The 23,925-nt window shown below is 60.2% G+C and carries 28 protein-coding genes; 9 read left to right on the plus strand and 19 right to left on the minus strand.

Annotated features, from left to right (window positions below):
- Window positions 1-40 precede the first annotated feature (40 nt).
- The gene (locus EV281_RS00160) at window positions 41-442 is read left to right on the plus strand and encodes a helix-turn-helix domain-containing protein (RefSeq protein WP_132650964.1); all 402 of its coding nucleotides are present in this window, start codon (window positions 41-43) and stop codon (window positions 440-442) included.
- Here EV281_RS00160 and EV281_RS00165 read toward each other — a convergent pair.
- The gene (locus tag EV281_RS00165) at window positions 410-1,645 is read right to left on the minus strand and encodes an MFS transporter (RefSeq protein WP_132650965.1); all 1,236 of its coding nucleotides are present in this window, start codon (window positions 1,643-1,645) and stop codon (window positions 410-412) included. The genes EV281_RS00160 and EV281_RS00165 overlap by 33 nt on opposite strands.
- 301 nt (window positions 1,646-1,946) lie before the next feature.
- Here EV281_RS00165 and EV281_RS00170 point away from each other — a divergent pair, with 301 nt between their 5' ends.
- The gene (locus EV281_RS00170) at window positions 1,947-2,891 is read left to right on the plus strand and encodes a diacylglycerol kinase family protein (protein ID WP_132650966.1); all 945 of its coding nucleotides are present in this window, start codon (window positions 1,947-1,949) and stop codon (window positions 2,889-2,891) included.
- A gap of 66 nt (window positions 2,892-2,957) precedes the next feature.
- Here EV281_RS00170 and EV281_RS00175 read toward each other — a convergent pair whose 3' ends face one another.
- Window positions 2,958-4,304, minus strand: a complete 1,347-nt coding sequence (locus tag EV281_RS00175; RefSeq protein ID WP_132650967.1) for a glutamine synthetase family protein — start codon at window positions 4,302-4,304, stop codon at window positions 2,958-2,960.
- 75 nt (window positions 4,305-4,379) lie between these two features.
- On the opposite strand from EV281_RS00175, the gene EV281_RS00180 reads away from it, so the two are divergent.
- Window positions 4,380-5,747, plus strand: a complete 1,368-nt coding sequence (locus EV281_RS00180) for an aspartate aminotransferase family protein (RefSeq protein ID WP_132650968.1) — start codon at window positions 4,380-4,382, stop codon at window positions 5,745-5,747.
- Window positions 5,748-5,758: 11 nt separating this feature from the next.
- Here the strand turns inward: EV281_RS00180 and EV281_RS00185 are convergent, their stop codons facing one another.
- Window positions 5,759-7,252, minus strand: coding sequence for a glycosyltransferase family 39 protein (locus EV281_RS00185; protein ID WP_165911813.1), 1,494 nt, complete (start codon window positions 7,250-7,252; stop codon window positions 5,759-5,761).
- 1 nt (window position 7,253) lies between these two features.
- Complete coding sequence (locus EV281_RS00190) at window positions 7,254-8,264, minus strand: glycosyltransferase family 2 protein (RefSeq protein ID WP_132650970.1); 1,011 nt, start codon at window positions 8,262-8,264, stop codon at window positions 7,254-7,256.
- An 80-nt stretch (window positions 8,265-8,344) separates the two neighbouring features.
- Here EV281_RS00190 and EV281_RS00195 point away from each other — a divergent pair, with 80 nt between their 5' ends.
- Entirely contained in the window at window positions 8,345-9,313 is a 969-nt protein-coding gene (locus EV281_RS00195; RefSeq protein ID WP_132650971.1) for a lysylphosphatidylglycerol synthase domain-containing protein, read from the plus strand.
- Between the two features lie 8 nt (window positions 9,314-9,321).
- On the opposite strand, the gene EV281_RS00200 is transcribed toward EV281_RS00195, so the two are convergent.
- Genes EV281_RS00200 through EV281_RS00215 form a run of 4 tightly spaced genes read right to left on the minus strand, consistent with a single transcriptional unit; the run spans window position 9,322 to window position 11,656 of the window.
- Window positions 9,322-10,560, minus strand: a complete 1,239-nt coding sequence (locus EV281_RS00200) for an RNA polymerase sigma factor (RefSeq protein ID WP_132650972.1) — start codon at window positions 10,558-10,560, stop codon at window positions 9,322-9,324.
- 10 nt (window positions 10,561-10,570) lie between these two features.
- On the minus strand, window positions 10,571-10,930 hold the full coding sequence (locus EV281_RS00205; RefSeq protein ID WP_132650973.1) for a YciI family protein: 360 nt from the start codon (window positions 10,928-10,930) through the stop codon (window positions 10,571-10,573).
- A 3-nt stretch (window positions 10,931-10,933) separates the two neighbouring features.
- Window positions 10,934-11,293 (minus strand): YciI family protein, encoded by a 360-nt coding sequence (locus tag EV281_RS00210; protein WP_132650974.1) that lies wholly within the window; start codon window positions 11,291-11,293, stop codon window positions 10,934-10,936.
- Window positions 11,294-11,305: 12 nt separating this feature from the next.
- Window positions 11,306-11,656 carry a YciI family protein gene (locus EV281_RS00215; RefSeq protein ID WP_132650975.1) on the minus strand — a complete coding sequence of 117 codons (351 nt, stop codon included), beginning with the start codon at window positions 11,654-11,656 and terminating at the stop codon, window positions 11,306-11,308.
- A gap of 154 nt (window positions 11,657-11,810) precedes the next feature.
- On the opposite strand from EV281_RS00215, the gene EV281_RS30970 reads away from it, so the two are divergent.
- A complete protein-coding gene (locus tag EV281_RS30970) occupies window positions 11,811-11,978 on the plus strand; it encodes a hypothetical protein (RefSeq protein ID WP_165911814.1) in 168 nt (55 codons plus the stop codon).
- Window positions 11,979-12,027: 49 nt separating this feature from the next.
- Here EV281_RS30970 and amn read toward each other — a convergent pair whose 3' ends face one another.
- From amn to EV281_RS00230, 3 genes are all read right to left on the minus strand, one after another.
- On the minus strand, window positions 12,028-13,530 hold the full coding sequence (amn, locus tag EV281_RS00220) for an AMP nucleosidase (protein WP_132650976.1): 1,503 nt from the start codon (window positions 13,528-13,530) through the stop codon (window positions 12,028-12,030).
- Between the two features lie 83 nt (window positions 13,531-13,613).
- A complete protein-coding gene (locus tag EV281_RS00225; RefSeq protein ID WP_165911815.1) occupies window positions 13,614-13,793 on the minus strand; it encodes a hypothetical protein in 180 nt (59 codons plus the stop codon).
- 125 nt (window positions 13,794-13,918) lie between these two features.
- Entirely contained in the window at window positions 13,919-14,257 is a 339-nt protein-coding gene (locus EV281_RS00230) for a DUF2147 domain-containing protein (RefSeq protein ID WP_132650978.1), read from the minus strand.
- A gap of 428 nt (window positions 14,258-14,685) precedes the next feature.
- On the opposite strand from EV281_RS00230, the gene EV281_RS00235 reads away from it, so the two are divergent.
- Entirely contained in the window at window positions 14,686-14,955 is a 270-nt protein-coding gene (locus EV281_RS00235) for a sel1 repeat family protein (protein WP_132650979.1), read from the plus strand.
- A 254-nt stretch (window positions 14,956-15,209) separates the two neighbouring features.
- On the opposite strand, the gene EV281_RS00240 is transcribed toward EV281_RS00235, so the two are convergent.
- Window positions 15,210-16,322 (minus strand): pyridoxal phosphate-dependent aminotransferase, encoded by a 1,113-nt coding sequence (locus EV281_RS00240; protein WP_132650980.1) that lies wholly within the window; start codon window positions 16,320-16,322, stop codon window positions 15,210-15,212.
- 94 nt (window positions 16,323-16,416) lie between these two features.
- Window positions 16,417-16,815 (minus strand): PilZ domain-containing protein, encoded by a 399-nt coding sequence (locus EV281_RS00245; protein ID WP_132650981.1) that lies wholly within the window; start codon window positions 16,813-16,815, stop codon window positions 16,417-16,419.
- 550 nt (window positions 16,816-17,365) lie between these two features.
- Between EV281_RS00245 and EV281_RS00250 the strand changes: the two genes are divergently transcribed.
- A complete protein-coding gene (locus tag EV281_RS00250) occupies window positions 17,366-17,812 on the plus strand; it encodes a host attachment family protein (protein ID WP_132650982.1) in 447 nt (148 codons plus the stop codon).
- Between the two features lie 64 nt (window positions 17,813-17,876).
- Here the strand turns inward: EV281_RS00250 and EV281_RS00255 are convergent, their stop codons facing one another.
- On the minus strand, window positions 17,877-18,215 hold the full coding sequence (locus tag EV281_RS00255; protein WP_132651964.1) for a hypothetical protein: 339 nt from the start codon (window positions 18,213-18,215) through the stop codon (window positions 17,877-17,879).
- Window positions 18,216-18,569: 354 nt separating this feature from the next.
- Here EV281_RS00255 and EV281_RS00260 point away from each other — a divergent pair, with 354 nt between their 5' ends.
- Together EV281_RS00260 and EV281_RS00265 are read left to right on the plus strand one after the other, a co-directional pair.
- Window positions 18,570-19,010 carry a glyoxalase superfamily protein gene (locus EV281_RS00260; RefSeq protein WP_132650983.1) on the plus strand — a complete coding sequence of 147 codons (441 nt, stop codon included), beginning with the start codon at window positions 18,570-18,572 and terminating at the stop codon, window positions 19,008-19,010.
- Between the two features lie 37 nt (window positions 19,011-19,047).
- Complete coding sequence (locus tag EV281_RS00265) at window positions 19,048-20,415, plus strand: MATE family efflux transporter (RefSeq protein WP_132650984.1); 1,368 nt, start codon at window positions 19,048-19,050, stop codon at window positions 20,413-20,415.
- Between the two features lie 72 nt (window positions 20,416-20,487).
- Here EV281_RS00265 and EV281_RS30975 read toward each other — a convergent pair whose 3' ends face one another.
- The 5 genes from EV281_RS30975 to iolE all read right to left on the minus strand — a co-directional run bounded on the left by EV281_RS30975 (window position 20,488) and on the right by iolE (window position 23,872).
- Window positions 20,488-20,652, minus strand: a complete 165-nt coding sequence (locus EV281_RS30975) for a hypothetical protein (RefSeq protein ID WP_165911816.1) — start codon at window positions 20,650-20,652, stop codon at window positions 20,488-20,490.
- 87 nt (window positions 20,653-20,739) lie between these two features.
- A complete protein-coding gene (locus tag EV281_RS00270) occupies window positions 20,740-21,573 on the minus strand; it encodes a helix-turn-helix domain-containing protein (RefSeq protein ID WP_132650985.1) in 834 nt (277 codons plus the stop codon).
- Window positions 21,574-21,623: 50 nt separating this feature from the next.
- Window positions 21,624-21,869 carry a DUF1127 domain-containing protein gene (locus tag EV281_RS00275; RefSeq protein WP_132650986.1) on the minus strand — a complete coding sequence of 82 codons (246 nt, stop codon included), beginning with the start codon at window positions 21,867-21,869 and terminating at the stop codon, window positions 21,624-21,626.
- Window positions 21,870-21,960: 91 nt separating this feature from the next.
- A complete protein-coding gene (gene iolB / locus EV281_RS00280; protein WP_132650987.1) occupies window positions 21,961-22,758 on the minus strand; it encodes a 5-deoxy-glucuronate isomerase in 798 nt (265 codons plus the stop codon).
- 196 nt (window positions 22,759-22,954) lie between these two features.
- Entirely contained in the window at window positions 22,955-23,872 is a 918-nt protein-coding gene (iolE, locus tag EV281_RS00285; RefSeq protein ID WP_132650988.1) for a myo-inosose-2 dehydratase, read from the minus strand.
- Window positions 23,873-23,925 lie beyond the last annotated feature (53 nt).

Genomic DNA, 23,925 nt, shown 5'->3' on the forward strand with positions numbered 1-23,925 from the left:
TGCACAAATTCTGTACGTAGTACCAAAAAGGATACTGTCGATGTCGCTGCCGCGCGCCAAATTACTCACGAATTTTCCCGGCTGCCCGGTGGAGGCGACGCTCAGTTATCTCGATGGAAAATGGAAGGGCGTGATCCTTTTCCACCTGATGGACAAGACTTTGCGCTTCAATGAACTCAGACGCCACCTGCCTGCGATCACCCAGCGCATGCTGACGAAGCAGCTGCGTGAGCTGGAAGAATCCGGCCTCATCTCACGAACAGTTTACCCGGTCGTGCCGCCGCGCGTCGAATATGCGCTGACCCCGCTCGGTTCCACGCTGAAGCCGGTCATCCGGGCACTTGCCGCCTGGGGTGACGAATTCGTCTTCTGTAGCCCCGAAGGCCGGGAACTGCATATTGCGAAGGCTCTAAGCGCGCCGGCTGCGGAGCTCCAGGCGTAGCGAGGCCGCAAAGACGAAAAGGCCGAGGAAAGACAGGAAGGCGCCGACATAGCCGGTCGCTGCAAAGCCATAACCCCAGGCGATAACGAGACCGCCGAGCCAGGCGCCGACCGCGTTGGCGATATTGAAGGCCGAATGGTTGGAGGCGGCAGCCAGCGTCTGCGCATCGGCCGCGACATCCATCAGGCGCGTCTGCAGCGCCGGGCCCGCCGCAAAGCCGCAGCCGACGAGGAAGACTGAGAGCCCGAGCATGTAGGGGTTCGAGGCGGTTAGCGAGAACATCGTCAGCACGACGATATTATAGACCAGCGAGCCGCCGATCGTGCCGAGCAGCGACTTGTCGGCAAGCCATGAGCCGATGACATTGCCGGCATTCATGCCGACGCCAAAAAGCACGAGCATAAGCGCAACGGCCGTTTCCGGCAGCATTGCGACCTGTGTCGTTGTCGAAGCGATATAGCTGAACATCGCGAACATGCCGCCATAGCCGACCGCCGCGATAGCAAGCGTCAGCAATATCTGCGGACGGCGGAAGGCGCCGAGTTCGCGCAGTGCGCTTGCCCCTTCGGCGACCTTGTCACGCGGCACGTAGAACCAGATGAGGGCGACCGTCACCAGGCCGATGATGCCGACGGTCAGGAAGGCGACCTGCCAGTCCAGCGCCTGACCGAAGAAGGTGGTCAACGGCGTGCCGAGCAGGGTAGCAACCGTGAGGCCGAGCATGACGCGGCCGACGGCGCGGGCACGGCGATGCACCGGCACCATGGAGGCAGCGACGAGGGCGGCCACGCCGAAATAGGCGCCATGTGGCAGACCGGTGATGAAGCGCAGCACCGTGAAGCTCTCGAAGGTCGGCGCGACGGCGCTCAGGATATTGCCGACCGCAAAGAGCAGCATGAGGCAGAGGAGCAGCGTACGCCGCGCCATCTTGGCGGCAAGGACAGCGATCACAGGCGCGCCGATCACCACGCCGAGCGCATAGGCGCTGATGACATAACCTGCCTGCGGGGTGGTGACCGAAAAGGTGTCCGCCACATTTGGTAGCAGACCCATGATGGCGAATTCACCGGTGCCGATACCAAAACCGCCGGCGGCAAGGGCCAGCTGCACCAGGGCCACGGTCATGCAAGAGGGAAGCTCCGCCTCCGGCCTCGAATCGGTGGAATCATCATCGATGGAATCGTTTACGGCAACCTGGCTCACGGGCGGTCCTCGGCGAATCTGTGCTTGTCGGCGACCTCTGGCATGGGGCAGGGTCGGCAGTCAGAAATGATGGGCAGAAATGGCGGGAGGTGGAGATACGCTCTCCATTATGCCATCTATCGAACAGGAGGTCGGGAGCGTCGAGTGCTTTTTTTGCAGTGCAGCGTCGTGTTATCTGCATACGTGTATTGCAATATTTGCGTTTCGGCGATGTGACTGGTCAAACCTTCCGGCTTGAAATCGCAACCGCTTCAACCATTTCTTGAGGGCAGGGACAGCGAGGATAGGAAACCGGGACCTCATGAAGCTCGTCGGCTTTTTCAATCGCGACGGCGGTACCTTCAGAACGACGGACATGCAGGCGTACGAGAGGCGGGCTGAAGAGGTCTTCCGCCAGGCCGGGCATGATTTCGATGCCATCGTCTTCTCCGGCAATGAGATCGTTCCCGCCATGGAACGCGCCGGGCGGCGCGACGACATCGACGGCATCGTTGCCGGCGGGGGCGACGGCACGATTTCTGCCGCTGCTTCGATCGCCTGGAGAAACGGCGTGGCGCTCGGCGTCGTGCCGGCAGGTACCATGAACCTCTTTGCCCGCTCGCTGAAAGTGCCGCTCGATATCTGGCAGGCGCTTGAGGTCCTGGCTTTTGGCGAACTCGACAATGTTGATATCGCCAGCGCCAACGGGAGGCCCTTCATTCACCAGTTCTCCGCGGGCCTGCACGCACGCATGGTGCGATACCGCAATTCCTACAGCTATCGTTCCCGCTTCGGAAAGATGCGGGCGAGCGCCCGTGCCGCTTTCGGCGTCGTCTTCAATCCGCCGGAATTCGACGTGGTCTTCGAGGCGGCAGGTATGAGGGAGACCCGTCGCGTTTCCGCCATCTCGGTCTCCAACAACCCTTTCGGCGAAAACACATTGCTCTATGCCGACAACCTGCGCAGCGGCGAGCTTGGTTTCTATACCGCAAGACCGCTGAAGCCGCTCGGCGTCGCACGGTTGGCGATCGACATGCTGCGCGGCAAGTTCCGTGAGAACGATGCGGTCATGGTCATGCATCCGGCCGAGGTGCATCTGCATTTTCCGAAGCTGCGCGCCAAGGCGAACTGCGTCATGGATGGCGAACTGCTGCCGCTGGAGCGCGATGTCGCCATCAAGCTTCATCCCGGCGAATTGAAGGTGCTGGTCAAGCAGGGATTGGCGGCGCAGGAAGGCGAACGTGAACGGCGCGAGCCTGCGGCCTGACATCGCCGCAGTGCCTCATTTGCCAGAAGAAAAACCGACATGACCGTTGATCAGGTCCTGCGCAGGTTAGAGGCGTGGAAGATACGTGCGGTAATCGAAATCGGATACAGTGCGCAGATGTGCGATCGCTTCCTTGTACTTCGTGTCGCCATAAAGCTTGCGATACCGCTCTCCAAAGATATCGGCGATGAAGGCCGATTGCCGGAATGTCTCCACCGCCGTCAGGAAATCATGGGTCAGCCGTTTTGCGCCTGGTGGCGTATAGGCGGGCGTCGTTTCCTCGCCGGGATTTAGATCGCCGTCGAGGCCGAGCAGCATGCCGCCGAGGATGGCCGCCAGCAGCAGGTAGGGATTGGCATCGGCACCGGCCACGCGATGCTCGATGCGCGCGGCCGGCCCGTTGCTGTCAGGAATGCGGATCGCCGTGCCGCGATGCCCGTTGCCCCAGGTCAGATCGGTCGGCGCGAAGGATCCCGGCTGGAAACGGCGGTAGGAATTGGCAAAGGGCGCGAAAACGAGCTGGGCCTCGTGCATGGTCTGCAGCATGCCTGCCGTCACCGATTTCAGCAGCGTCGGTTCGCCGCCCCTGGCATCGAGGATATTGTTGCCCTGGCTGTCGATGATGCTCGCATGCACATGCAGTCCGGAACCTGCATGGTCGGAATAGGGCTTGGCCATGCAAGTCGATTTTAGCCCGTGCTTGCGCGCTGCCTGCTCGGCGATGCGCTTCAGGTACAGGCAGTCGTCGGCTGCGGCCAGCGCATCGGGCCGATGCAGCAGGTTCACCTCGAACTGGCCGGGACCGAACTCCGCCGTCGTCGCCTCTGCCGGCAGGTTCATCGCATTGGCATAGTTGCGCAGCGTCAGCAGATAGCTGTCGAGTGCATCGACGGCGCTCATGTCATAGAGCTGAAAACCGTTCGGATCGCCGCGATAGGTAAGGCTTGCCGGCGGGCAGGGCGTGCCTGTCTCGCGCCAATTCTCCTCGACGACATAGAATTCCAGCTCCGTTGCCACGACAGGCGTCAGCCCGCGCTCGGCATAGCGCTCGAGAACGGAGGCGAGGATGCCACGCGGATCCATAAAGCTGCGGCTGCCGTCGAACTCATGCATGGTGGCAAGCACCTGCATGGAACCCTTCGGCGCCCAGGGCATAGGGGCCAGGCTGCGGCGGTCAGGAATGACATTGCCGTCGGGGTCGCCGATCGTCAGTGACAGGCCGGTAGTGTCGTCATTGTCGTCGCCCCAGATATCGAGCGACTGCGTCGAGGTCGGCAGGCGGATATCGCCGGCCCAGACCTTCTTTTCGGCGGAAAGCGGAAGCTGCTTGCCGCGCAGGTCGCCATTCATGCCGACGATTAGGATCTCGAAACGCGGATCGCCCGCTTCAGCCTCTTTGCCGTTGCTCGCCATGACCTTGAAAATCCTCTCGCAGAAGGCCAAGCTCGTAAACGATCAGTCAAAGCCTTTCAATCCGAAGGTCCAATCATGTCCGATACTTACCCGATGTCCAATCTTGCTGCGATCGATGCCGCCCATCACCTGCATCCCTTCTCCGACATGAAGAAGGTGAATGCCGACGGCACGCGCATCATCGAGCGCGGCGAGGGCGTGCACATCTTCGATAACAAGGGCAAGAAGTATCTCGATGGTTTCGCCGGCCTCTGGTGCGTCAATATCGGCTATGGCCGCAAGGAAATCGCCGATGCCGTAGCAAAGCAGATGAACGAGCTGCCCTATTACAATACTTTCTTCGGTACGACTTCGCCGCCGACGACCCTGCTGGCGGAGAAAGTGACGTCCAAGGCGGGCCCGCGCTTCAACCATATCTTCTTCACCGGCTCCGGCTCCGAGGCGAACGACACGTGGTTTCGCATGGCCCGCGTCTATTGGGCGGCGGTCGGCAAGCCTTCCAAGAAGACCGTCATTGCCCGTCGCAACGGCTATCACGGTTCGACGGTTGCAGGCGCCAGTCTCGGCGGCATGAAATACATGCATGAGCAGGGTGATCTGCCGATTCCTGGCATCGTCCATATCGGTCAGCCCTATTGGTATGGGGAGGGCGGTGATCTCACGCCTGCCGAATTCGGCCTGAAGGTGGCCCGGGAACTTGAAGAAAAGATCGATGAACTCGGCGAAGACAATGTCGCCGCCTTTGTTGCCGAGCCGATCCAGGGAGCGGCCGGCGTCATCATTCCGCCGGAGACCTACTGGCCGGAGATCGACCGAATCTGCAAGTCGCGGAACATCCTGCTCGTGAGCGATGAGGTCATATGCGGCTTTGGTCGCCTCGGCGAATGGTTCGGCCATCAATATTTCGGCGTCGAGCCCGATTTCGCGCCGATCGCCAAAGGCCTGTCGTCAGGCTACCTGCCGATCGGCGGCGTGCTTGTCAGCGATCGCATCGCCAATGTGCTGATCAATGAGGTCGGCGATTTCAACCACGGTTTCACCTATTCCGGCCACCCGGTCTGCGCTGCCGCCGCACTCGAAAACCTCCGCATTATCGACGAAGAGAAACTCGTCGAGCGCGTGCGCGACGATATCGGCCCCTATTTCGCAAAGAAATGGGGTGAACTTGCCGAGCATGATTTCGTCGGCGAGGCGCAAAGTATCGGCCTGATGGGCGGCCTGCAGCTGGCCGCCGATAAGAAAACTCGTACTCGTTTCGAGAAGCCTGATCCGATCGGCTCCCTAGTGCGCAATCACGCACTCGCAAACGGTCTCGTGCTGCGCGCCACCGGCGACCGTATGCTCGCCTCGCCACCGCTCATCATCAGCCATGAGGAGGTGGATGAGATGGCGCGCATCGCAAAGATTGCGCTGGACGCGGCCTGGAAGGAACTGCGCTCTTAGAGAGACGCCGCTTAGGGATAGGCGACAGCGTAGGCGAACTGATAGGTGTCACCCGGCCGGCCGTAAATATAGGGCAGGGTGACGACATGCGTTTCCGGCTGCTTCAAGCCGTTCTCCGTCAGCACATCCCCGAAATATTCGTTCGGCCAGGCGGGTGGCGTCTTGCCCTTGTCATCGCGCCAGACGAAGACGACCGGATGTTTCGCGTCAAGATGGAACGTTGGCTTGAAGTCCGGATAAAAATAGGACTGCACCGGAGTGCCAGGCATCTGCAGCCGCATATTGCCTTCCAGATGTGGGTCGTAACCGACGATCAGTCCCGGCTCACCGCCGATATCCTTGCGGATCGTGTCGGCAAAACTGTCATAGGGAATGTTCAGCCGCTGATAGTCGCCAAAGAGCGGCCCCCAATAGGCGCGCATGGCGAGCACGACGAGCACCACAGCCATGATGACGCCGCTGACCGCAAGCGATGCCCGCAAGGGCACGCCGGTATCGACCTCGGCACTTTCGGCCTTCATGCAGATATAGAGCGGCAGAATGAGGAAAAGCGGCGTCAGCCAGCGGTCGGCGATATTGTCGACGCCTGCAAACAAGATCATCAGCGCAATGGCACCGATCTCGATCAGCAGGATACAACCCGATATCCGCGACCAGCGGCTGGAAGCGCGCCACATCGCCGGCAGTGATCTGGCAAAGAGCGACAGAAGGACGACGACCGAAAGACCGGCAATGCCGATAATCGCGACGACAAACCGAAGCAAACCGGTCGATACTTGTAAGGCGAGGCCTTTGCTTTCGTCGCCCGTCATCTTGTGCAGCGTGCGGTCGATCGCAAGATCGAGGTGATCCAGGAACCAGAGCGCGTGCGGCAGGACGATCGCGATCGCCAGGACGATGGTCAGGATCAGCCGCCAGTCGAAGAGCCGTTTGCGGAAATCGGTATCGATCAGGGCGGCGATGAAGGCTGCGGCGGGAAGAAGTGCAAAATTATACTTCGAGATCACGCCAATGCCGGTCGCGATGCCGACAATGGCATAGGAGATCGCCGAAGGCGTCTTCAGCGTGCGGAAAAACCCATAGAGGAACAGCGAGCCGGCAAAGATCGTCGCCACCGAATGCGTCAGGTCCCGCTGCGCCTCGAAGACGACCTGCGGCACGGTTAGCAGGCCGAGCGTCGCCACCACCACCAGGCTGCCGTTCTTTAAGGTCGACCGCGCCGCCAGCCAATAGAAGACATAGGAGAGGAACAGCATGCTGCATTTGAGGATCGACAGCGAAAACAGCGACACGCCGAAGAGCGATGTCACGCCGTATTGCACCCAGTTGTAAAAGGGCGGCTGTGAATTGTAGCCGAACGCAAACCACTGCGAGAGCAGTATCTGCTCCGCCTCGTCCAGTTCCAGCGCATTGGGAATGCTGAGCCGGACGATCAGGTGGAGCAGAAAATAGGTTCCAAGCACCGCCAGGATCAGATGTGGCCGGCGGCTGATGAGGCTCTGCACGTCAGCTTTCTCTGGAGAAGATCTGGCGCACGATATAGTTCGGCGACGCGTCGTCGCGATAGTAGGTGCGTGCGATCATCTCCGCCAGGATGCCCGTCGTGATCATCTGCACCGATGAGAGCAGCAGCACGACGCCGACCATCAGCATCGGTCGCGTGCCGATATCATTGCCCATGATGAACTTGTCGAAGCCGAGATAGAGCAGGATCAGCACTGCAAGAGCCCCGAGGCCGAGACCGAGCGAGCCGAAGAAATGGCCCGGACGTGCCTTGTAGCGCATGAAGAACATGACGGACAGCAGGTCGAGGATTACGCGGAAAGTGCGCGAAATGCCGTATTTCGATGTGCCGTGCTGGCGCGCATGGTGGGTGACGACCATTTCGCCGATGCGCGAGCTTGGCACGACGCCGGCGACCCAGGCGGGGATGAAACGGTGCATCTCGCCCATCAGCTTCACCTGCTTGATGATCGAGGCGCGATAGATCTTCAGGCTGCAGCCGTAGTCGTGCAGCTTTACGCCGGTGATGCGGCCGATCAGGTAGTTCGCGCACCAGGAGGGAATCTTCCGCAACAGCAGGCCGTCCTGGCGGTTCTTGCGCCAGCCGACGAGAAGGTCGAGTTCGCGCCGCTCCAGTTCCGCGACCATCGATGGAATATCCTTCGGGTCGTTCTGCAGGTCGCCGTCCATGGTGGCGATCAGCCGGCCCCGCGCCGTGTCGATGCCCGCCTGCATGGCGGCGGTCTGGCCGAAATTGCGCTGCAGCTCGACGATGCGCAGCGTCAGCCTTTCCTGATTGATATATTTGCGGGCATTGACGAGCGTCGCGTCCGTGCTGCCGTCGTCAACGAGGATCAGTTCCCAGCGATGCGGATAGTCGGTCATGGCCGCGACGATGCGCTCGACGAGCGGGCCGATGCTTTCTTCCTCGTTGAAGACCGGAACGACCAGCGACAGTTCGAGCGGTTGTACCGGATCATTCGTATCGAGAATGGACTCTACCGTTGTCTGCAAGTTTCATTTCTCCTAAAAGGCCCGGCAATGGAAGACCCTGGAACACCAGCCGCCGCAGCCAAACTTAGGAAGCCTGATACATGAAGACCCCGAGTGTTGAAAGCGGGCAATCCTGGTTTCTACGCAATCGCATGAGCCTGCTGACCGTCGCAATCGTCGCAGCTTATGCGCTTTTCATCGAATGGTTCTGGGGCTGGGCGGTCATATTACAGCAATGGGCCGCCGTCGGTCCACGGCCGATCATCGGCGCGCTGATCCTGCTGACCAGCACCTATTTCCTCCGGACATGGCGTATCTACGACTATTTCCCCCGGGAGACGGTGGGCCGGTTTGCAGCGCTCTTCCGCGTCACGCAGATCCATAACCTCTTGAATATCATGCTGCCCTTCCGCGCCGGCGAGACCAGCTTTCCAGTGCTGATGCGCACCGAATTCGGCATTCCGCTGACGCGCGGCACCTCGGCGCTGCTCGTCATGCGGCTGCTCGACCTGCATGCGCTGCTTGCCGCCGCCGGCATGGGTTTTGCTGCCGAAGCCTCTAATCGGGCGCTTGCATGGCTGGTCTGGGCGCTCTTCCTGCTTCTGCCGGTCTTCGCCTTTGCTGCCCGCAAGCCATTGCTGCGCCTCGGCGCTAGGCTCGCGCCGCACAAGGCACAGGCACTGCTTCATGAAATCGAGAACGGACTGCCCGTCGATGCAGTCGCCTTTGCCCGTGCCTGGGCGATGACGGTCGTGAACTGGCTGGTCAAGGTTCTGGTGCTCGCCTGGGCGCTCGGTCTGATGGGCGTCATGCCTATGGCTGCAAGCTTCGGCGGCGCGCTCGGCGGCGAGCTGTCCTCGGTGCTGCCGGTGCATGCGCCCGGCGGCGTCGGCACCTATCCGGCGGGCATTACCGCTGGCGCGGTCGCCTTCGGCGCATCGAGTGAACGCTCGGCGCTGGATCTATTGGCACAGGCAAGCGTCAACGCGCATCTCCTGATCATCGTTTCCGCCCTGACCGGTACGGCGATCTCGTTGCCCCTCGGCCGCCGCCGCCAGATCAGGTCCTAGAGCCTTTCCTAACCAGGAAGGGCTCTAAGCTCCGCAATACGCTTGCGCAGAAAGACCCGTTCCGGCTCCTGCCGGCAGAATGCCAGTGCCGTCTCGTAAGCTCCAATCGCTTCGGCCTTGCGGCCGAGCCGGCGCAGGAAATCCGCCCGTGCCGAGTGGGCCAAGTGATAGGCTGAAAGCTGCCCCTTGGCGATGATGGCATCGACAAGCGCAAGCCCTTTTTCCGGCCCCTCCGTCATGGCGATTGCGACCGCGCGATTGAGCTCGGCGATATCGGAAGGATGGGCGGCAATCAGCAGATCGTAATAGAAGGCGATCCGGCGCCAATCCGTTTCCTCTGTTCTGGCGGTCTTCGCATGTTCGGCGGCGATTGCCGCTTGGACGGTATAGACGCCGATCTCTGGTGTGCGCATGGCGATCGCAAGCAGCGAAAGCCCTTCGGAAATCATGCCGCGGTCCCAGTACGAGCGATCCTGATCGGCGAGCAGCACCAGCGCCCCGTCGCTATCCTGCCGGGCAGCACGGCGCGATTCCTGCAGCAGAAGCAGCGACAGAAGGCCCGCGACATCCGGATGCGGCAGCAGGGCCGCGAGCAGCCGAGCTAGCCGGATCGCCTCTGCCGTCAGGTCGGCGCGTACGATCGTATTGCCTGAGGATGCCGAATAGCCTTCGTTGAAGACGAGGTAGATGACATGCAGCACCCGGTCGAGCCTTTCGGGCAGCTCGGCACCAGCAGGCACTTCATAGGGAATCTTCTCCGTCTTGATCCGGTTTTTGGCGCGCACGATGCGCTGGGCGACAGTCGGGGCCGGAACCAGAAAGGCGTGGGCGATCTCTTCCGTCGTCAGTCCGCAGACCTCACGCAAAGCCATTGCCATCTGCGCATCGGCGGCAAGGGCCGGATGGCAGCAGATGAAGATCAGCCGCAGCATGTCGTCCTCGATCGGTTCCATGTCGCCGATTTCCGTTTCTGTGCCGCCAGGGTAAAGCCCGTCTTCGATATGCTGCAGCGAGGCATTGAAGCGTGCCCGCCGCCTGAGATGATCGATCGCCTTGAAGCGGCCGGTCGAAACCAGCCAGGCGATGGGATTGTTGGGCATGCCGTCGACCGGCCATGTCCGCGCAGCCGCCGCAAAGGCGTCATGCAGCGCCTCCTCCGCCCGGTCAAAATCGCCGAGCAGGCGGATCAGCGTTGCCAGAACCCGGCGCGAATGCTGGCGGTAAATATCCTCGATCACCTGCTCCAAAATTGAATCCTCACGGCGGCAGGGTGAGTATTCTCACCGGCCGTAATTCAATCGCCCCGAAACGGACGCTTGGGATGCCCGCAACAACCTTGCGCGCTTCTTCGAGATCGGCCGCCTCGATGATGTAGATGCCGGCCAGATGTTCCTTGGTCTCGACATAGGGGCCATCGGTCGAGGACAGAACGCCTTGGCGCACTCTCAGCACCGAGGCGCTGTCAGGTCCTTCCAGTGCATCGGAATGGATCATGATACCGTTGCGCTCAAGCTCTTCGTCGTACCGGAAATGCGCCCTCACGAGTTCGTCGCCTTCTGCCGGGCTGAGCGTACCGTCCGTATCGGCGGAATTATAGATGAGACAGACGAAGCGCATGGCCTACCTCCCATCCTTGATCGAATAGGCCGGCCGGATTTCGATTGATGCATATTTGAGGATCGGGAAGGTGGAGATAATCGACTGTGCTTCCGCCATATCCTTGGCTTCGATCACCACGAAGCCGCCTAGATGCTCCTTGATTTCGGCGAAGGGGCCATCTGTCGCGGCGACGGTGCCGTTGCGAACGCGCAGCGTCACGGCCTGCTCCGGCTCGTAAAGCGCCAGCGCGCTGAGCATATGGCCGCTGGCGCGCCATTGGTCGTCGCTGACGATGCATTCCTGCGTGACTGCGGCCCATTCCTCCGGCGTCACTTTGCTGCTCTTTTCGGTATCGAACCAGATCTGACCCAGAAACTTCATGGCATGACCTCCTCAGCCGAATTCATGAATGGGGCGAACTTCGATCGCGCCAAGCTTTGCCAGCGGAATGCCGGCCGCAACCCGGATCGCATCGTTGAGATCCTTGGCTTCGATCAGGATGAAGCCGCCGAGCGCTTCCTTTGTCTCGATGAAGGGACCATCGGTCACCGACATCTCGCCGCCGCGCACGCGGACGGTAACGGCCGATTGCGGTGGCTGCAACGCCTGGGCAACGATCAGGTGGCCGCTGCCGGCCAGGTCACGATCGTAGCCAAGCGAATCCCCGTCGAGCTTGTTCTTCTCCTCATCGGACATCGCCGACAGCATCGAGCCGTCGAACCAGACCTGGCATAGATATTTCATTCCTCTGTCCTCCACGCTGCGCGTCCACAGCCTTTGGACGAGCAGCCTATGCGCTTTTCGACAGGGAAGAAAAAAATCTTTTAGCGGGAATGAATGTCGAAAGGTCGAGGCGGCATTCGACAAAGCTCCATCTGAGACATTGAGGAGATGGGCAATGAGCATGCTTGAAATCGGAATAGCACATCTGATCGTCGCACGCGGTGCACGCAAGATGCCGCCGCTTGAGAATGCCGAAGCGATAAGGGTGCTTCTGAGGACCGGGATTGCGCTGGCGGCGTTTGCCGGCCTTGTCGAGGCGCTGCAGCTCGCCGCGAGTGTCTAGACCAGAGATCGGGAAGCCCGTCTGATAAGGACGGGCCGCCCTTGATTTCTTACTGGAATGCCGTCTCGAAGAAGCTGCGCAGCTTGCGGGAATGCAGGGCTTCCGTCGGCATGGCAGCGAGTTTCTGGATCGCGCGGATACCAATCTGCAGATGCTGGTTCACCTGCGTGCGGTAGAAGGCGGTCGCCATGCCCGGCAGCTTCAATTCGCCATGCAGCGGCTTATCGGAAACGCAGAGCAGCGTTCCATAGGGCACGCGGAAGCGGAAGCCGTTGGCGGCAATCGTTGCCGATTCCATGTCGAGCGCGATGGCGCGGGCCTGCGACAGGCGCTTCACCGGGCCTGCCTGATCGCGCAGTTCCCAGTTGCGGTTGTCGATCGTGCCGACCGTGCCGGTGCGCATTATGCGCTTCAGCTCGAAGCCTTCGTAACCGGTGATCTCGGCAACTGCGGCTTCCAGCGCCACCTGCACTTCGGCCAGTGCGGGGATCGGCACCCAGACTGGAAGGTCGTCGTCCAGCACGTGGTCTTCGCGCATATAGGCATGCGCCAGAACATAGTCGCCGAGCCGCTGGCTGTTGCGCAGTCCGGCGCAATGGCCGAGCATCAGCCAGGCATGCGGGCGCAGCACGGCCACGTGGTCTGTGATCGTCTTGGCGTTGGACGGGCCGACGCCGATATTGATCATGGTGATCCCGGCATGCCCCTTCTTCTTCAGGTGATAGGCCGGCATCTGCGGCAGGCGGGCAAGCGTGGCATCCGTTTCCGGGACGCTCGATCCCGCCAGCGTGACGATATTGCCGGGTTCCACGAAGGCCGTGTAGCCATCGCCGCCCTCAGCCATCAGCTTGCGCGCCCAGGAGCAGAACTCGTCGATATAGAACTGATAGTTCGTAAACAGCACGAAGTTCTGGAAATGCTCGGCACCTGTCGCCGTGTAGTGCGACAGGCGGGCGAGCGAATAGTCGATGCGCTGCGCGGTGAAGGGCGCAAGCGGCGACGGTTCGCCCGGAGGCGGCAGGTATTCGCCATTGGCGATCAGGTCATCCGTGATGTTGAGGTCGGGCGTATCGAAAAGATCGCGGAGCGGGACATCGACGAAAGCCGAAGCCGATGCTTCCACATGCGCACCTTCGCCGAAAGCGAAGTGCAGCGGGATCGGCGTCGACGATTCTGAAACGACGACCGGCACATTATGACTCTTCATCAGAAGCAGCAGCTGCTCCTTCAGGTAATGCTTGAAGAGCTTAGGCCGAGTGATCGTCGTCGTATAGACGCCCGGCGCCGTCACATGGCCGTAGGACAGACGGGAGTCGACATGGCCGAAGCTGGCCGTCTCGATGCTGACCTGCGGGTAGAAGGCGCGATAGTGGCAGGTGATAGGCGCACCCTGGGCGAGCTTCGTGAAGCTCTCGATCAGGAAAGAGGTATTGCGCTCGTAAAGCGCCGTCAGCGCTTCCACAGCCTTTGCCGGATCGTCGAAGGTTTGCGGCTCGAAAGGGGGAGGGGACGAAATATCGAAAGCGGATAGTGGATAGATTCGTTTGCTCATGAGGTATTATAGAGGGTTGTTTTTAACAAGCAAACGACGCGCAAGGGCTGAGACCCAGATATTTTTCCCGATATTTCCAGATCTCAGCGGATAGCGGTGCAGAAACCGCCGGTGCTTTCAAGGCACGTATAGTTCGCGCCGAAATGCGACTGCTGCGCGCCGCCGGCGCCGGTGCGTACGACCACCGCCGAAAACGAGATCGCGAAGATCGCCGCAAAGAGCGTTATGATTGTAAACCGTCTCGCTAGAATGAACACGTCCACGTCCTTACCCCGATATGCGCCCTTCATGGTCCTGTTTTGCCATGACGCTGCTGAACGGGTGCTGAGATGGCGGTTCATTTGGCGTTCAGTTTCCGAGGCCGGCTAAGGTTCTCGAAGACCGTTCTTCAAAGACGTGTCCATGTCTGAGATTTGCAGAGGACGTTCATCACGCAGCCCTTCAGCCTCAGAGAGCTGCCGGAAATGTTGCCAAAACCGCTGTAGGTCTTGTCGTCGGAGGGATCGGTGATCTCCCCGTTGTAGCTACCGCCGGTTCCGGCCAGCGTGCCGATCTTCTTGCCGGCATATTTGCCCGACTTCAGCGTAATGCAGTATCCGCCGCCGCAAGGGGCAATCACTGCCGTATCGCCGGCGACAGTCTTCCACTTGCCGACAATAGGTTCTTCGGCCTGGGCAAGGCCCGCCGCAAGTGCCAGCGCGCTGGCGAGAACGAGGGTACGGATCATCTCTTCCTCCATGAGATATGAATTGGCGCGAAAATAGCTAACGCGAACGTAAAGGTAAACACGCCGCAGAAGCACCGGAAATCCGGCTTTCGCCTCCAGTTTTTCTGCTGACAGCCTGATCCGGGCTGATTTCATGGTAAATAAATCCTCAATTTCCAAATCCTAACATTCTGTAAAAGACGTGCGAAAATCCTTAATTGGCAGGGATTCTGATGTTTAACAAAAACCCAATTTTACCAAGCATTTGCACTTTGTTTGCGTCAAATTAATCATGCATTTTAGGCGTTTTTTGAAAGCCGTTTGACATAGTGAGCCCATCAAACGAGCGGGGTTAACCCGCCGGACCGGAGAGGCCGAAAGCCGCAGAAGACGGCAAGGCTCGAAGGTAAAACAGGGTACGTCTTAACAGGCTAACAGGGATAGAACCGATGGCACGCTTTGAAATGCACAATGCTGAAATGGCCACCATGGGTGGCGATAACAACAGCGCCGATGTCTTCTGCGAAATGGGTCTGATGTATGCGACCGGCCGAGGTTGCGAGATCGATCTCGTCGCCGCTCACAAGTGGCTGAACATCGCCGCAATCAAGGGCAACGACCGCGCTGCCGAGCTGCGCGCCGATGTCGCCGCGTCGATGAGCAAGATGCAGCTTGCATCTGCGCTCCGTGCCGCCCGCGAATGGATGACGATCCACTAAAGCATGTCGCGCAAAAGTGCGCAGCGGTTTTGCGATAACGACATGCGCTTTACGGGCCGTCTCCCGAGAACACGGCAATAACAGAATAACAACCTCAAAAGAGGGGAGCTGGCGGGGCGCTTCGGACGGGGCCGATGCCAGGAGAAGGAAACCGCGACCGGCTTGTCCTCTGCCGGCCGCGGTTTACCCGTTTGAAGCGTTCCAGCAAAACGGCGTGGCGGTTTTACGTCCGGAATTACGCAAAGCAATCGGCTTCAGCCGAGCTTCTTCAGCACCAGCGGCAGGGCCTCTTCGAGCAGGGCCATATCGGCTTCCGGTCCGACACTGACGCGGATGCAGCGGTTCAGCGGCGCCACCCCCGGCATGCGGATGAAGACGCCGTGTTCCATCAGCCCGTCGACGATCGCCCGCGCGTGAGCGCCATCGCGTCCAGCATCGATGGCCACGAAATTGGTGGCTGATGGAAGCGGCTGCAGGCCGTTCGCCCGGGCGATATCAGCGATCCTGTCGCGTGCGGCATGGATCTTATCGATCACCTCGGAAAGATAGGCCTGATCCTTGAGCGCGGCGAGGGCTGCGACCGTTGCCAGCCGGTTCATGCCGAAATGGTTGCGGATCTTGTCGAAGGCCTGCGCCGTGCCCGGTGTGGAAATGACATAGCCGACGCGAGCGCCGGCAAGCCCGTAGGCCTTGGAGAATGTACGGGTGCGCACGATGTTCGGCAGATCGATGAGTGAGGCGATCGACGGCAGGGAGGAGGCCGGACCGGTCTCGTTATAGGCTTCGTCGAGGATCATCATGCAGGTTTCCGGCAGGGCGCGCGCAAAGGCGACGATCTCTTCGGCATCCCACCAGCTTCCCATCGGATTGTCGGGATTGGCGAAATAGACGAGCGGCGCATTCTCGCGCTTGACCGCATCGAGCAGCGCATCGAGATCCTCCCGGTCGCCGGCATAGGGAACGGTGACCAGCCGGCCGCCGAAACCGTTCACATGGAAATTGAAGGTCGGATAGGCGCCGAGGGAGGTGACGACAGTGCCGCCGGGCTCGATCACCAGCCGCACGATCTGGCCGAGCAATTCGTCGATACCGCCGCCGATGGCGATATTGGCCGGTGTCACGCCGAGATGGGCGGCGAGCGCTTCGCGCAGCGCGTAATTTTCCGGATCGTTATATTTCCAGATATCGCCGGCCTGTTCCCGCATGGCGGCAAGGACCGAGGGGGCCGGGCCGAAGCCGTTTTCATTGGCGCCGATGCGCGCTTCGACCTTCAGTCCGCGCTGGCGCTCGATGGCCTCGGGGCCGACAAAAGGAACGGTGGAGGGCAGGGCGCTGACAAGGGGCGTGAAGCGCGAGAAGGCAGACATGCGACGGCAATTTCCCAGAATTATTGAAAAAGCGGCGCAACAATAGGCTCTCGTCCTGCCAAGGCAAGCAAGATTATTTTTCGTTCGATACAGCTCAGATGCGGCTGCCGTTCCGGCGCGCGTCGATCGCTTCCACGTTGCCGATCATGAAATCGGCGCGCACTACCTTGCGTAGAACGTCCTGCTCGATCAGGTTGATGAAGCGAACGCCGATACGCTCGTTGTGCCGATAAACTTCGGCGCAGCCGATGCGGTAGGCAAGGCCCAGAATGTTCAGATAATAATGCTTGGGCAGGCCAGCAGTGGTCGAAACGACGAAGGTTGCGCCGCCCTGAGAAATCTCGAGGATTTCGGCGCTCCGCATCGAAATCCCGGTCAGACAGGGGCGAACGGCGACGATGCGGGCCGGCCGCTTGACGTTGAATTCCTCCCAGCGAATGTCATAGACAGCCGACTTCACTGTAGCGAGGTGTGTTGCGCGGAGCATTTCCATTTCGCATTCTCCGTCAGACAGCTCAAATTTCAGGCTGCTCGACAGAGGCTCACACGAATGTTTTTCACATTCGTCAAATATAGAACTACAATTTTAACGAGTTTGAATTTTGTACGTTAGCGGCACATCTATTGTGCCCTCTTGGGAATAAACCGTCGTCGCTCAGGCGAGCAATCCTACCGCGCAGTAGCCTCCAGCAGCACAAGTGCCGTCGGAAAGGTAGGCTAGGCCATGTCTGCCATGCTCATGGCAAGCGCCGGCTCTTCAATGTCGACAAATTAGCGGTGTCATAGGCTGCATAAGCCGCCGGTCTCAAAATGAAACCATATGCAAGCTGGCTGACGTCGGATCGCCAATAGTTCTTTTTCAGCAGAGTTTTCCCGAACTCTTTCAATTGCCGGGCGTTTTTCCCCCTAGCATCGGCCTGAAAATCGGAATCCTTTTCGAGAAAGCACGATGCACAGATTCAGAGCGTCCTGTGCCTGTCCAGATGGACGTATGGCGTTCTGGATGATGCGCTGCTGCCAATCATGAAAGCGAGGAAACTCAAATGACAGACGTCAAAGTTCCCTGGGAATCCTGGGTCGTTGTCTGCGATGGTGCCAAAGCCTTGATCCTGCAGAATGCCGGTGACGCGGAACTCATGAACCTTCAGGTTCGTGAAACCCTGACGCAACCCAATCAGCCGACCCGCGAAATCGGTACCGACAGGCCGGGCCGATCCTATGCGCCGGATGGCACGAGCGGCAGCGCCATGGAGGAGACCAACTGGCAGGACCAGGCGGAAGAAGAATTCCTGAAGGAGGTTGCCGAAAAGCTCGACGAACTGGTGCATGAGAAGGAAGCAAGCCGCATCGTTCTCGTCGCTCCGCCGCGGGCTCTCGGCGCGTTGCGCCCTAATCTCAGTGCGGAGGCGCAGGCGGCGATCTCGGCGGAAGTGGCGAAGGATTACACCAACCTTCCCGTCGATGAGATCGAGCGGCATCTCGCCGCTTGATCGCCGTCATGCATCAAAACGCGGGTCGCAAGGCTCGCGTTTTATGCGTCGAGAAGGCTCGATATCAGAGGCTGGCTTCGAAGCTCAAGCGCAGGACGTGATGCAGGAATTCGGGGTTCAGCAGCATGTTGAAGCTGATCGTCACGAATTCGCCTTCGCGCTTGACCATGGTCGAGCCGATCTCGTCGCGGATGCCGAGGATTTCCAGGAAGAAATGCAGCGGCATGTCCAGGTTGGGGCTGACTTCCAGCAGCGCGCCAGCAAGCGTGATCGTGCGGATCAGGCAACGGACCTGTGTGCCGGTGCTCAAGTGGTGGCCGACGAAGATGATGTTGCCGGGCCGGTCGAGGTTGAATTCCTTATAAGCCTGTTCGGGCTTGGGATGTTCTGTGTCGAGGTGCATCTGAAAGGCCATATCAGCCTCCGCTTGTTGTACGATCGGATTTTAACGCAGGATTGCTCACATCTGCTGAACAACATCTTTAAAAATTGAGAGCTTGTGCGAAATCTATTGGCAAAACGCATTTATCGCGGGCAATACTGTTCAGAATCTGCCCAATTTTTCGCCATCGCTATGCCGCCATTGACTTGCGGCCTGTCGTCGCGCATAGAGAAGCCGGTTCGAGGCACCGGCCGCTCGCGGATGAAGATCCATGGTGAAGCCTCGCGATCATGGTCACAGCCCCTGTGCATGCTGACTGACGGCAATGCGAGCCCCCCTGACAGTCGAATGGCATGCCTTTGAAAGGCTGAACCTATGACTATGACTTACCCTGCGGTCGACGAGCTGAAGGCCCAGGCAAAACGCCTGCGCCAAGCCATGACTGAGCGCGGCAGTGAAATCACCCACGGCGCCGCTCTGGAACTGATCGCCCGCCAATATGGCGCGCGCGACTGGAACACGCTCTCTGCCCTTGCTGCCAAGCCGAACGACAAACCGTCGTCACCGATCTTCGTCGGCGCCCATGTCAGCGGCCGCTACCTGAACCAGCACTTCACCGGCAAGGTTCTCGCGCTTTCCGCCATCCCCGGCAGCGAGTTCTACAGGATCACCATTCATTTCGATGAGCCTGCCGATGTCGTGACCTTCGAGAGCTTCTCGGCCTTCCGCCAACGCATCCATGCCCAGATCGACGAGAACGGTGTTTCGCCGCGCAAGACTTCGAACGGTCTGCCGCACCTCGTTCTCGATATCTGATCGCCTTGTTGCCGCCCGTAACGCCCGGAATCCGTCCATGACCTCTCGTTCAGAAGCCAATGCCTTTCTGACTGGCCCGCTGCCCGCGGTCTTTGCCCGCACCGCGCTGCCAATCGTCCTCATCACCACCATCAATGGCCTCTTTGCCGTGGTGGATGCCTATTTCCTCGGCGCCTATGTCGGGGCAGGCGCACTCTCAGCCGTGACCCTGATCTTCCCCGGCCTCATGATGCTCTTCGCCCTGCAGTCGCTCGTTTCGAACGGCATGGCGAGCATCCTTGCCCGCGAGCTTGGCGGCGGCAATCGCGATGCGGCACGGCGCACCTTCGCAGCCGCCCATATGCTGGCGATCGTCGTCGTGCTTCTCGTCAACGTCATCTATTGGATCGTCGGCCGGCACATCGTCAACAATGCCGCGGCGGGTGATCTCGCCGTTGCCGAAAATGCCCGCACCTTCATGGCCATCATGGTCGGTGCCGCACCCGTCGCTTTCTTCCTGTCGCTCAATATCGATGCCTTGCGCAGCGAAGGCCGGATAGGCTTCATGACCATGGTGATGCTGGCCGCGACAGTGCTGAACATTGCCGCCAACTGGTTTTTCATGGCGATCCTTGGATGGGGTGTGGCGGGCTCGGCGCTCGGCTCGGTGCTCGCACAGGCAATCTGCCTTGCTGCAGTGCTGATCTATCGCTGGCGCAATGATAGCGCCCTGCGTCCGGCTGCCCGCTTTTCGTTTTCCGATTGGCGGCCGATCCTGGCGCTCGGTGCGCCGATGAGCCTTGGCTTCATCGGCATCTCGCTCTCATCGGCGGCAGTCATCTTTAACCTTTCGGTCTGGGGCGAGCGGGATTATGTCGCGACGGTCGGCGCTTACGGCATCATCACCCGTGTCATGACCGTCGCCTATCTGCCGCTGCTCGGCCTCAACATCGCCTTTCAGACGATCTGCGGCAATAATTACGGGGCCGGCCTTTCGGTACGCGTCGGCCGCAGCCTGCAGATCGCCCTGATTGCCGCGCTCGTCTACTGCACCGGCGTGGAGATCACGGTCGAACTGCTGGCAACCCGTTTCGGTCATATCTTCGTCGACGATCTTGTCGTCATCGCCGAGGTCTCCCGCATCTTGCCCTGGACAGTCGGCGCCTATTTCCTGTTCGGTCAGATGATCGTGCTGTCCGGTTATTTCCAGGCGATTGGCGATGCTAAGCGAGCCGCGATCTTCGGTCTGTCGCGGGCTTATCTCTTCGCGCTGCCGCTGACATTCCTGCTGCCGCATGGCTTCGGCGAGATGGGCATCTGGATGGTTCCGGTCTTTGCCGAAGCCTGCATGTTCCTGCTGGCTTTTATTGTCCTTAGCCGGAACTCGAGGCGACTCGGCTGGCGTTATGGGCTATTGCCCGCCTGAGGGTGCCGCCGCTTCAGCAAAATTCCGTAAAACAAAGAGATAAGGCCGCGCCTGCAGGGCGCGGCCCTGTTTTCAATCCTTGCTGGCTGCGGGCGTGGATGCCGTGGCGGCCTTCGCTTCCCCGAGTGCCTGCGCGCATTCCTCGCAGCAGACCTCAACGGTCTTGCCGCCGAGCTTGACGCTGATGGCGTCCGGTCCGAGTTCGCAGTCACAGGCAGCGCATGTGGTCTTCTTCATCTGGTGATCCTCCTTTCAGTGCCCGTCCGGGGCAGGATCATAAGACCATCGAAAGCCTTCCCGCCGCTGTCGAATTCTTTAGCGACTTTAAGCCCGAAGCCGCGTTGCGCGTTGGAACTCCGCCGGTGTCTGACCATAGGTCTGGCGGAAGGATGAGGTGAAATGGCTGTGGCTGGAAAAGCCGAGATCGAGCCCTAGCGCCGTCAGATCCTCATACTCGGCGAGAAGATCGAGCGCGCGGGCAAGCCGAAGCCGGAGCTGGTAGCGATAGAGCGGAATAGCCTCTACCTGCTGGAAGACCTGTGTGAGATAAACAGGTGAAACGCCGACCTCCGTGGCGATATCAGCGAGCGTCCAGCGTCGCGCGAGATCAGAGGAGAGCACGAGCTTCGCCCGGTCGACAAGCTTCTGTCGCCCGGCGCTGGCACCCGCTGCATGCGAGGTGCGCTCGCCGAGAGAGCGGTGCACAAGGGTTAGCGCCAGCGTTTCCGCCTCCAGCGTCTCTGCGGCACCACGGCGTAAGCCATGGCGAAGAAGCGCAACGAGCGCCTGTGCGCGCGGATCGATACGACGGCGCTGGCGTTTGAAACCGAACAGCTCACCGGCCTGCACCTGATCCCTCGGTGCAAGCTCGGCAAGCAGGGCCTGATCGATCGACAGATCGATGCAGGCATCGCCACCGTCGACGGGATGGCTGATGCGGTATCCTTGCCCGGCATTGAAGAACAACATCTGATTGGCTTCTGCCACAGTGTCATTGCGCCCGACATGGCGCATGAAGACGCCGCGATAGGGATAGACGAGGCTGGTCTTATGCGCGCATTCCTCATCGCTCTTGTGACGGCATTCGCCATTGCAGACAACGTCACGGATCGCGACAGTCTTCGTCTTCAAGAGCAATGCGGTCGAAAATTGCGACATCGGTCTTTCCGGGTTTTTGCGCGGCGAGCGTTGCCCGCCGCATCACCCTATCACAATCCCTTGTTGTTCCAGTAGTGGCTTGAGACATGCACGTCACTTTCGATCTGGCCGCGGGAGAGGCCAATATCCTTCAGCTGATCGTCGGACAGTTCCATGACGGCACTGCGGCGGCGCTGCTCGGCGAGTTTGCGCGCCATCCAGCGGAATCCGTCAGCAAGGCCGGCAATAAGCCTGGATTGCGGCGTTTCCGTCTGGCGGTTGGTCTGAGTGCAGAATGTAAGATCTGGGCTGCGCATGGTGTTCCTCCATCCATTGCGTTTGGATGGAGGCATTGAACCATCTGCACGGCCCGCCCGCTGTCAGAATATTTAGCGATCTGCCGCCGTATCAGGCTTTCAGCAGCCACTCATGCTCAGGCGCATTGTAAAACTTCCAGATGCGCTTCGGCCCTGCCATGACATTGAGATAATAGAGATCATAGCCATGCGTTGCCGCACACGGGTGATAACCCCTGGGCACCAGCGTCACGTCGCCGTCTTCCACCACCATCGCCTCATCGAGCGAGCGGTCGTCGGTATAGACGCGCTGGAAGCCGAAGCCCTGCGGCGGGTTGAGCCGGTGGTAATAGGTCTCTTCTAGCAGGCTTTCGTGCGGAAGGTTGTCCTGATCATGCTTGTGCGGCGGATAGGAGGAGGTGTGGCCACCCGGCGTGATCACCTCGACGACGAGCAGCGAATGTGCCGAACTATCGTCTTCCGGCATGATATTGTTGACGTAGCGCACGTTGGTGCCCTTGCCGCGGGTCAGCGGCGGATGTGTGCCGGGCGGAATGGCCTTGGCCTCATAGGTGCCGCCGCCGGGTGCCGAGCAGACGGCAAGCTCAAGATCCGTCTCGGCCGTGACAGACCATGCCGATTCCATTGGGATATAAAGAGCATGCGGCGCGCCGTCGAAGGGGCTCATGCGCTCGCCAAGCGTGCCGAAATCCTTCGTGCCGGCCGAAGCCTTGCCCTTGCCGCTCACCCAGACGAGGCAGACTTCCCGCTCGCCGGTTTCGCCGGAGGCCGTCTCGCCCGGTTTCAGGCGGTACAGGTCGAAGCCGACATAGGTCCAGCCGGCGTTTTCCGGCGTGACATGCGTGACTCGGCCATTCTTGCCAGACGGTTTCACCTTGAGATTTGGCATTGGTGTTTCTCCTCCGTTACCTGGAAAATTCCCCTCCCCAACCCTCCCCACAAGGGGGAGGGGCTAAGTCTCACGCACCGTCTCCCTCCACATCCCCGCAGTGACTTTTGCAAAGATCGCTTGTGGCACTTATGGGGAGGCTCGTTCGGCCCCTCCCCCTTGTGGGGAGGGGTTGGGGAGGGGTCTTTCTGTTCCGTTACCCCTTCGGGAAACCTTCCGTCTCCACCGTATAACCAGCCGCCGTCATCACCCGCATCAATTCGGCATGACCGATCTCCGCCATCTTCTGCGGCGGTGCCTTGCGCGGATCCTGCTCGGCCTCGACGACGAACCAGCCTTCATAACCGTAATCGGCGAACCGCTTGACGATCGCGCCGAAATCGAGCGAGCCGTCGCCCGGCACGGTGAAGGCGCCGAGCGCCACCGCATCGAGGAAGGATTGCTTGCTGCGATCGAGCCCCTCAACGACGGCCTTGCGGATATCCTTGACGTGCACATGGTTGATGCGCGCGTGGTGGTTGTCGATCGCGCGCAGCACGTCGCCGCCGGCAAAGGCGAGATGTCCGGCATCGAGCAGCAACGGAATGCCTTCGCCTGAATTCTTCATGAAGGCGTCGAGTTCCGGCTCGGTTTCCACGACTGCGGCCATATGGTGGTGGTAGGAAAGCGGCATACCCTGATCGGCGCACCATTCGCCGAATTCGGTGACGCGGCGCGCATAGGCCTTCATCTCGTCATCGGCAAGGCGCGGCTTGGTCGCGAGCGGCTTGGAGCGATCGCCCTGGATGGAGCGGCCGACTTCGCCATAGACGATGCAGGGCGCATTGACGGCCTTGAAGAGCTCGATCATCGGCTGGATGCGGTCCTTGTTGGCCGCAAGTTCCTCATTGACCAGCGTGCCGGAGAACCAGCCGCCGCAGAGCGTCACATCGGCCGCGCGCAGGATCGGCAGCATTTCCTGAGGATTGCTGGGGAAACGGCGACCCTGCTCCATGCCGGTAAAGCCGGCGGTGCGCGACTGCCGCAGGCATTCTTCGAGGGATACATCGTCGCTGAGTTCGGGAAGGTCGTCGTTCCACCAGGCGATGGGCGACATGCCGAGCTTGGCCTTCATCTATGGTCTCCTTGAAAATAGTGTGGAGGAGCGTTTCCGCTCCTCCAGAAAAT

The organism is Rhizobium sp. BK418, assembly GCF_004341105.1.
Lineage (GTDB): Bacteria > Pseudomonadota > Alphaproteobacteria > Rhizobiales > Rhizobiaceae > Rhizobium.

Coding starts and splice junctions, on each gene's coding strand:
- EV281_RS00170 (WP_132650966.1), top strand. CDS start 1,947: ATGAAGCTCGTCGGCTTTTTCAATCGCGACGGCGGTACCTTCAGAACG.
- EV281_RS00160 (WP_132650964.1), top strand. CDS start 41: ATGTCGCTGCCGCGCGCCAAATTACTCACGAATTTTCCCGGCTGCCCG.
- EV281_RS00240 (WP_132650980.1), bottom strand. CDS start 16,322: ATGTCTGCCTTCTCGCGCTTCACGCCCCTTGTCAGCGCCCTGCCCTCC.
- EV281_RS00215 (WP_132650975.1), bottom strand. CDS start 11,656: ATGAAATATCTATGCCAGGTCTGGTTCGACGGCTCGATGCTGTCGGCG.
- iolB (WP_132650987.1), bottom strand. CDS start 22,758: ATGCCAAATCTCAAGGTGAAACCGTCTGGCAAGAATGGCCGAGTCACG.
- amn (WP_132650976.1), bottom strand. CDS start 13,530: ATGAGCAAACGAATCTATCCACTATCCGCTTTCGATATTTCGTCCCCT.
- EV281_RS00205 (WP_132650973.1), bottom strand. CDS start 10,930: ATGCGCTTCGTCTGTCTCATCTATAATTCCGCCGATACGGACGGTACG.
- EV281_RS00250 (WP_132650982.1), top strand. CDS start 17,366: ATGACAGACGTCAAAGTTCCCTGGGAATCCTGGGTCGTTGTCTGCGAT.
- EV281_RS00275 (WP_132650986.1), bottom strand. CDS start 21,869: ATGCGCAGCCCAGATCTTACATTCTGCACTCAGACCAACCGCCAGACG.
- EV281_RS00210 (WP_132650974.1), bottom strand. CDS start 11,293: ATGAAGTTTCTGGGTCAGATCTGGTTCGATACCGAAAAGAGCAGCAAA.
- iolE (WP_132650988.1), bottom strand. CDS start 23,872: ATGAAGGCCAAGCTCGGCATGTCGCCCATCGCCTGGTGGAACGACGAC.
- EV281_RS00180 (WP_132650968.1), top strand. CDS start 4,380: ATGTCCGATACTTACCCGATGTCCAATCTTGCTGCGATCGATGCCGCC.
- EV281_RS00175 (WP_132650967.1), bottom strand. CDS start 4,304: ATGGCGAGCAACGGCAAAGAGGCTGAAGCGGGCGATCCGCGTTTCGAG.
- EV281_RS00265 (WP_132650984.1), top strand. CDS start 19,048: ATGACCTCTCGTTCAGAAGCCAATGCCTTTCTGACTGGCCCGCTGCCC.
- EV281_RS00270 (WP_132650985.1), bottom strand. CDS start 21,573: ATGTCGCAATTTTCGACCGCATTGCTCTTGAAGACGAAGACTGTCGCG.
- EV281_RS00230 (WP_132650978.1), bottom strand. CDS start 14,257: ATGATCCGTACCCTCGTTCTCGCCAGCGCGCTGGCACTTGCGGCGGGC.
- EV281_RS00260 (WP_132650983.1), top strand. CDS start 18,570: ATGACTATGACTTACCCTGCGGTCGACGAGCTGAAGGCCCAGGCAAAA.
- EV281_RS00255 (WP_132651964.1), bottom strand. CDS start 18,215: ATGCACCTCGACACAGAACATCCCAAGCCCGAACAGGCTTATAAGGAA.
- EV281_RS00235 (WP_132650979.1), top strand. CDS start 14,686: ATGGCACGCTTTGAAATGCACAATGCTGAAATGGCCACCATGGGTGGC.
- EV281_RS00195 (WP_132650971.1), top strand. CDS start 8,345: ATGAAGACCCCGAGTGTTGAAAGCGGGCAATCCTGGTTTCTACGCAAT.
- EV281_RS00245 (WP_132650981.1), bottom strand. CDS start 16,815: ATGGAAATGCTCCGCGCAACACACCTCGCTACAGTGAAGTCGGCTGTC.
- EV281_RS30975 (WP_165911816.1), bottom strand. CDS start 20,652: ATGAAGAAGACCACATGCGCTGCCTGTGACTGCGAACTCGGACCGGAC.
- EV281_RS30970 (WP_165911814.1), top strand. CDS start 11,811: ATGAGCATGCTTGAAATCGGAATAGCACATCTGATCGTCGCACGCGGT.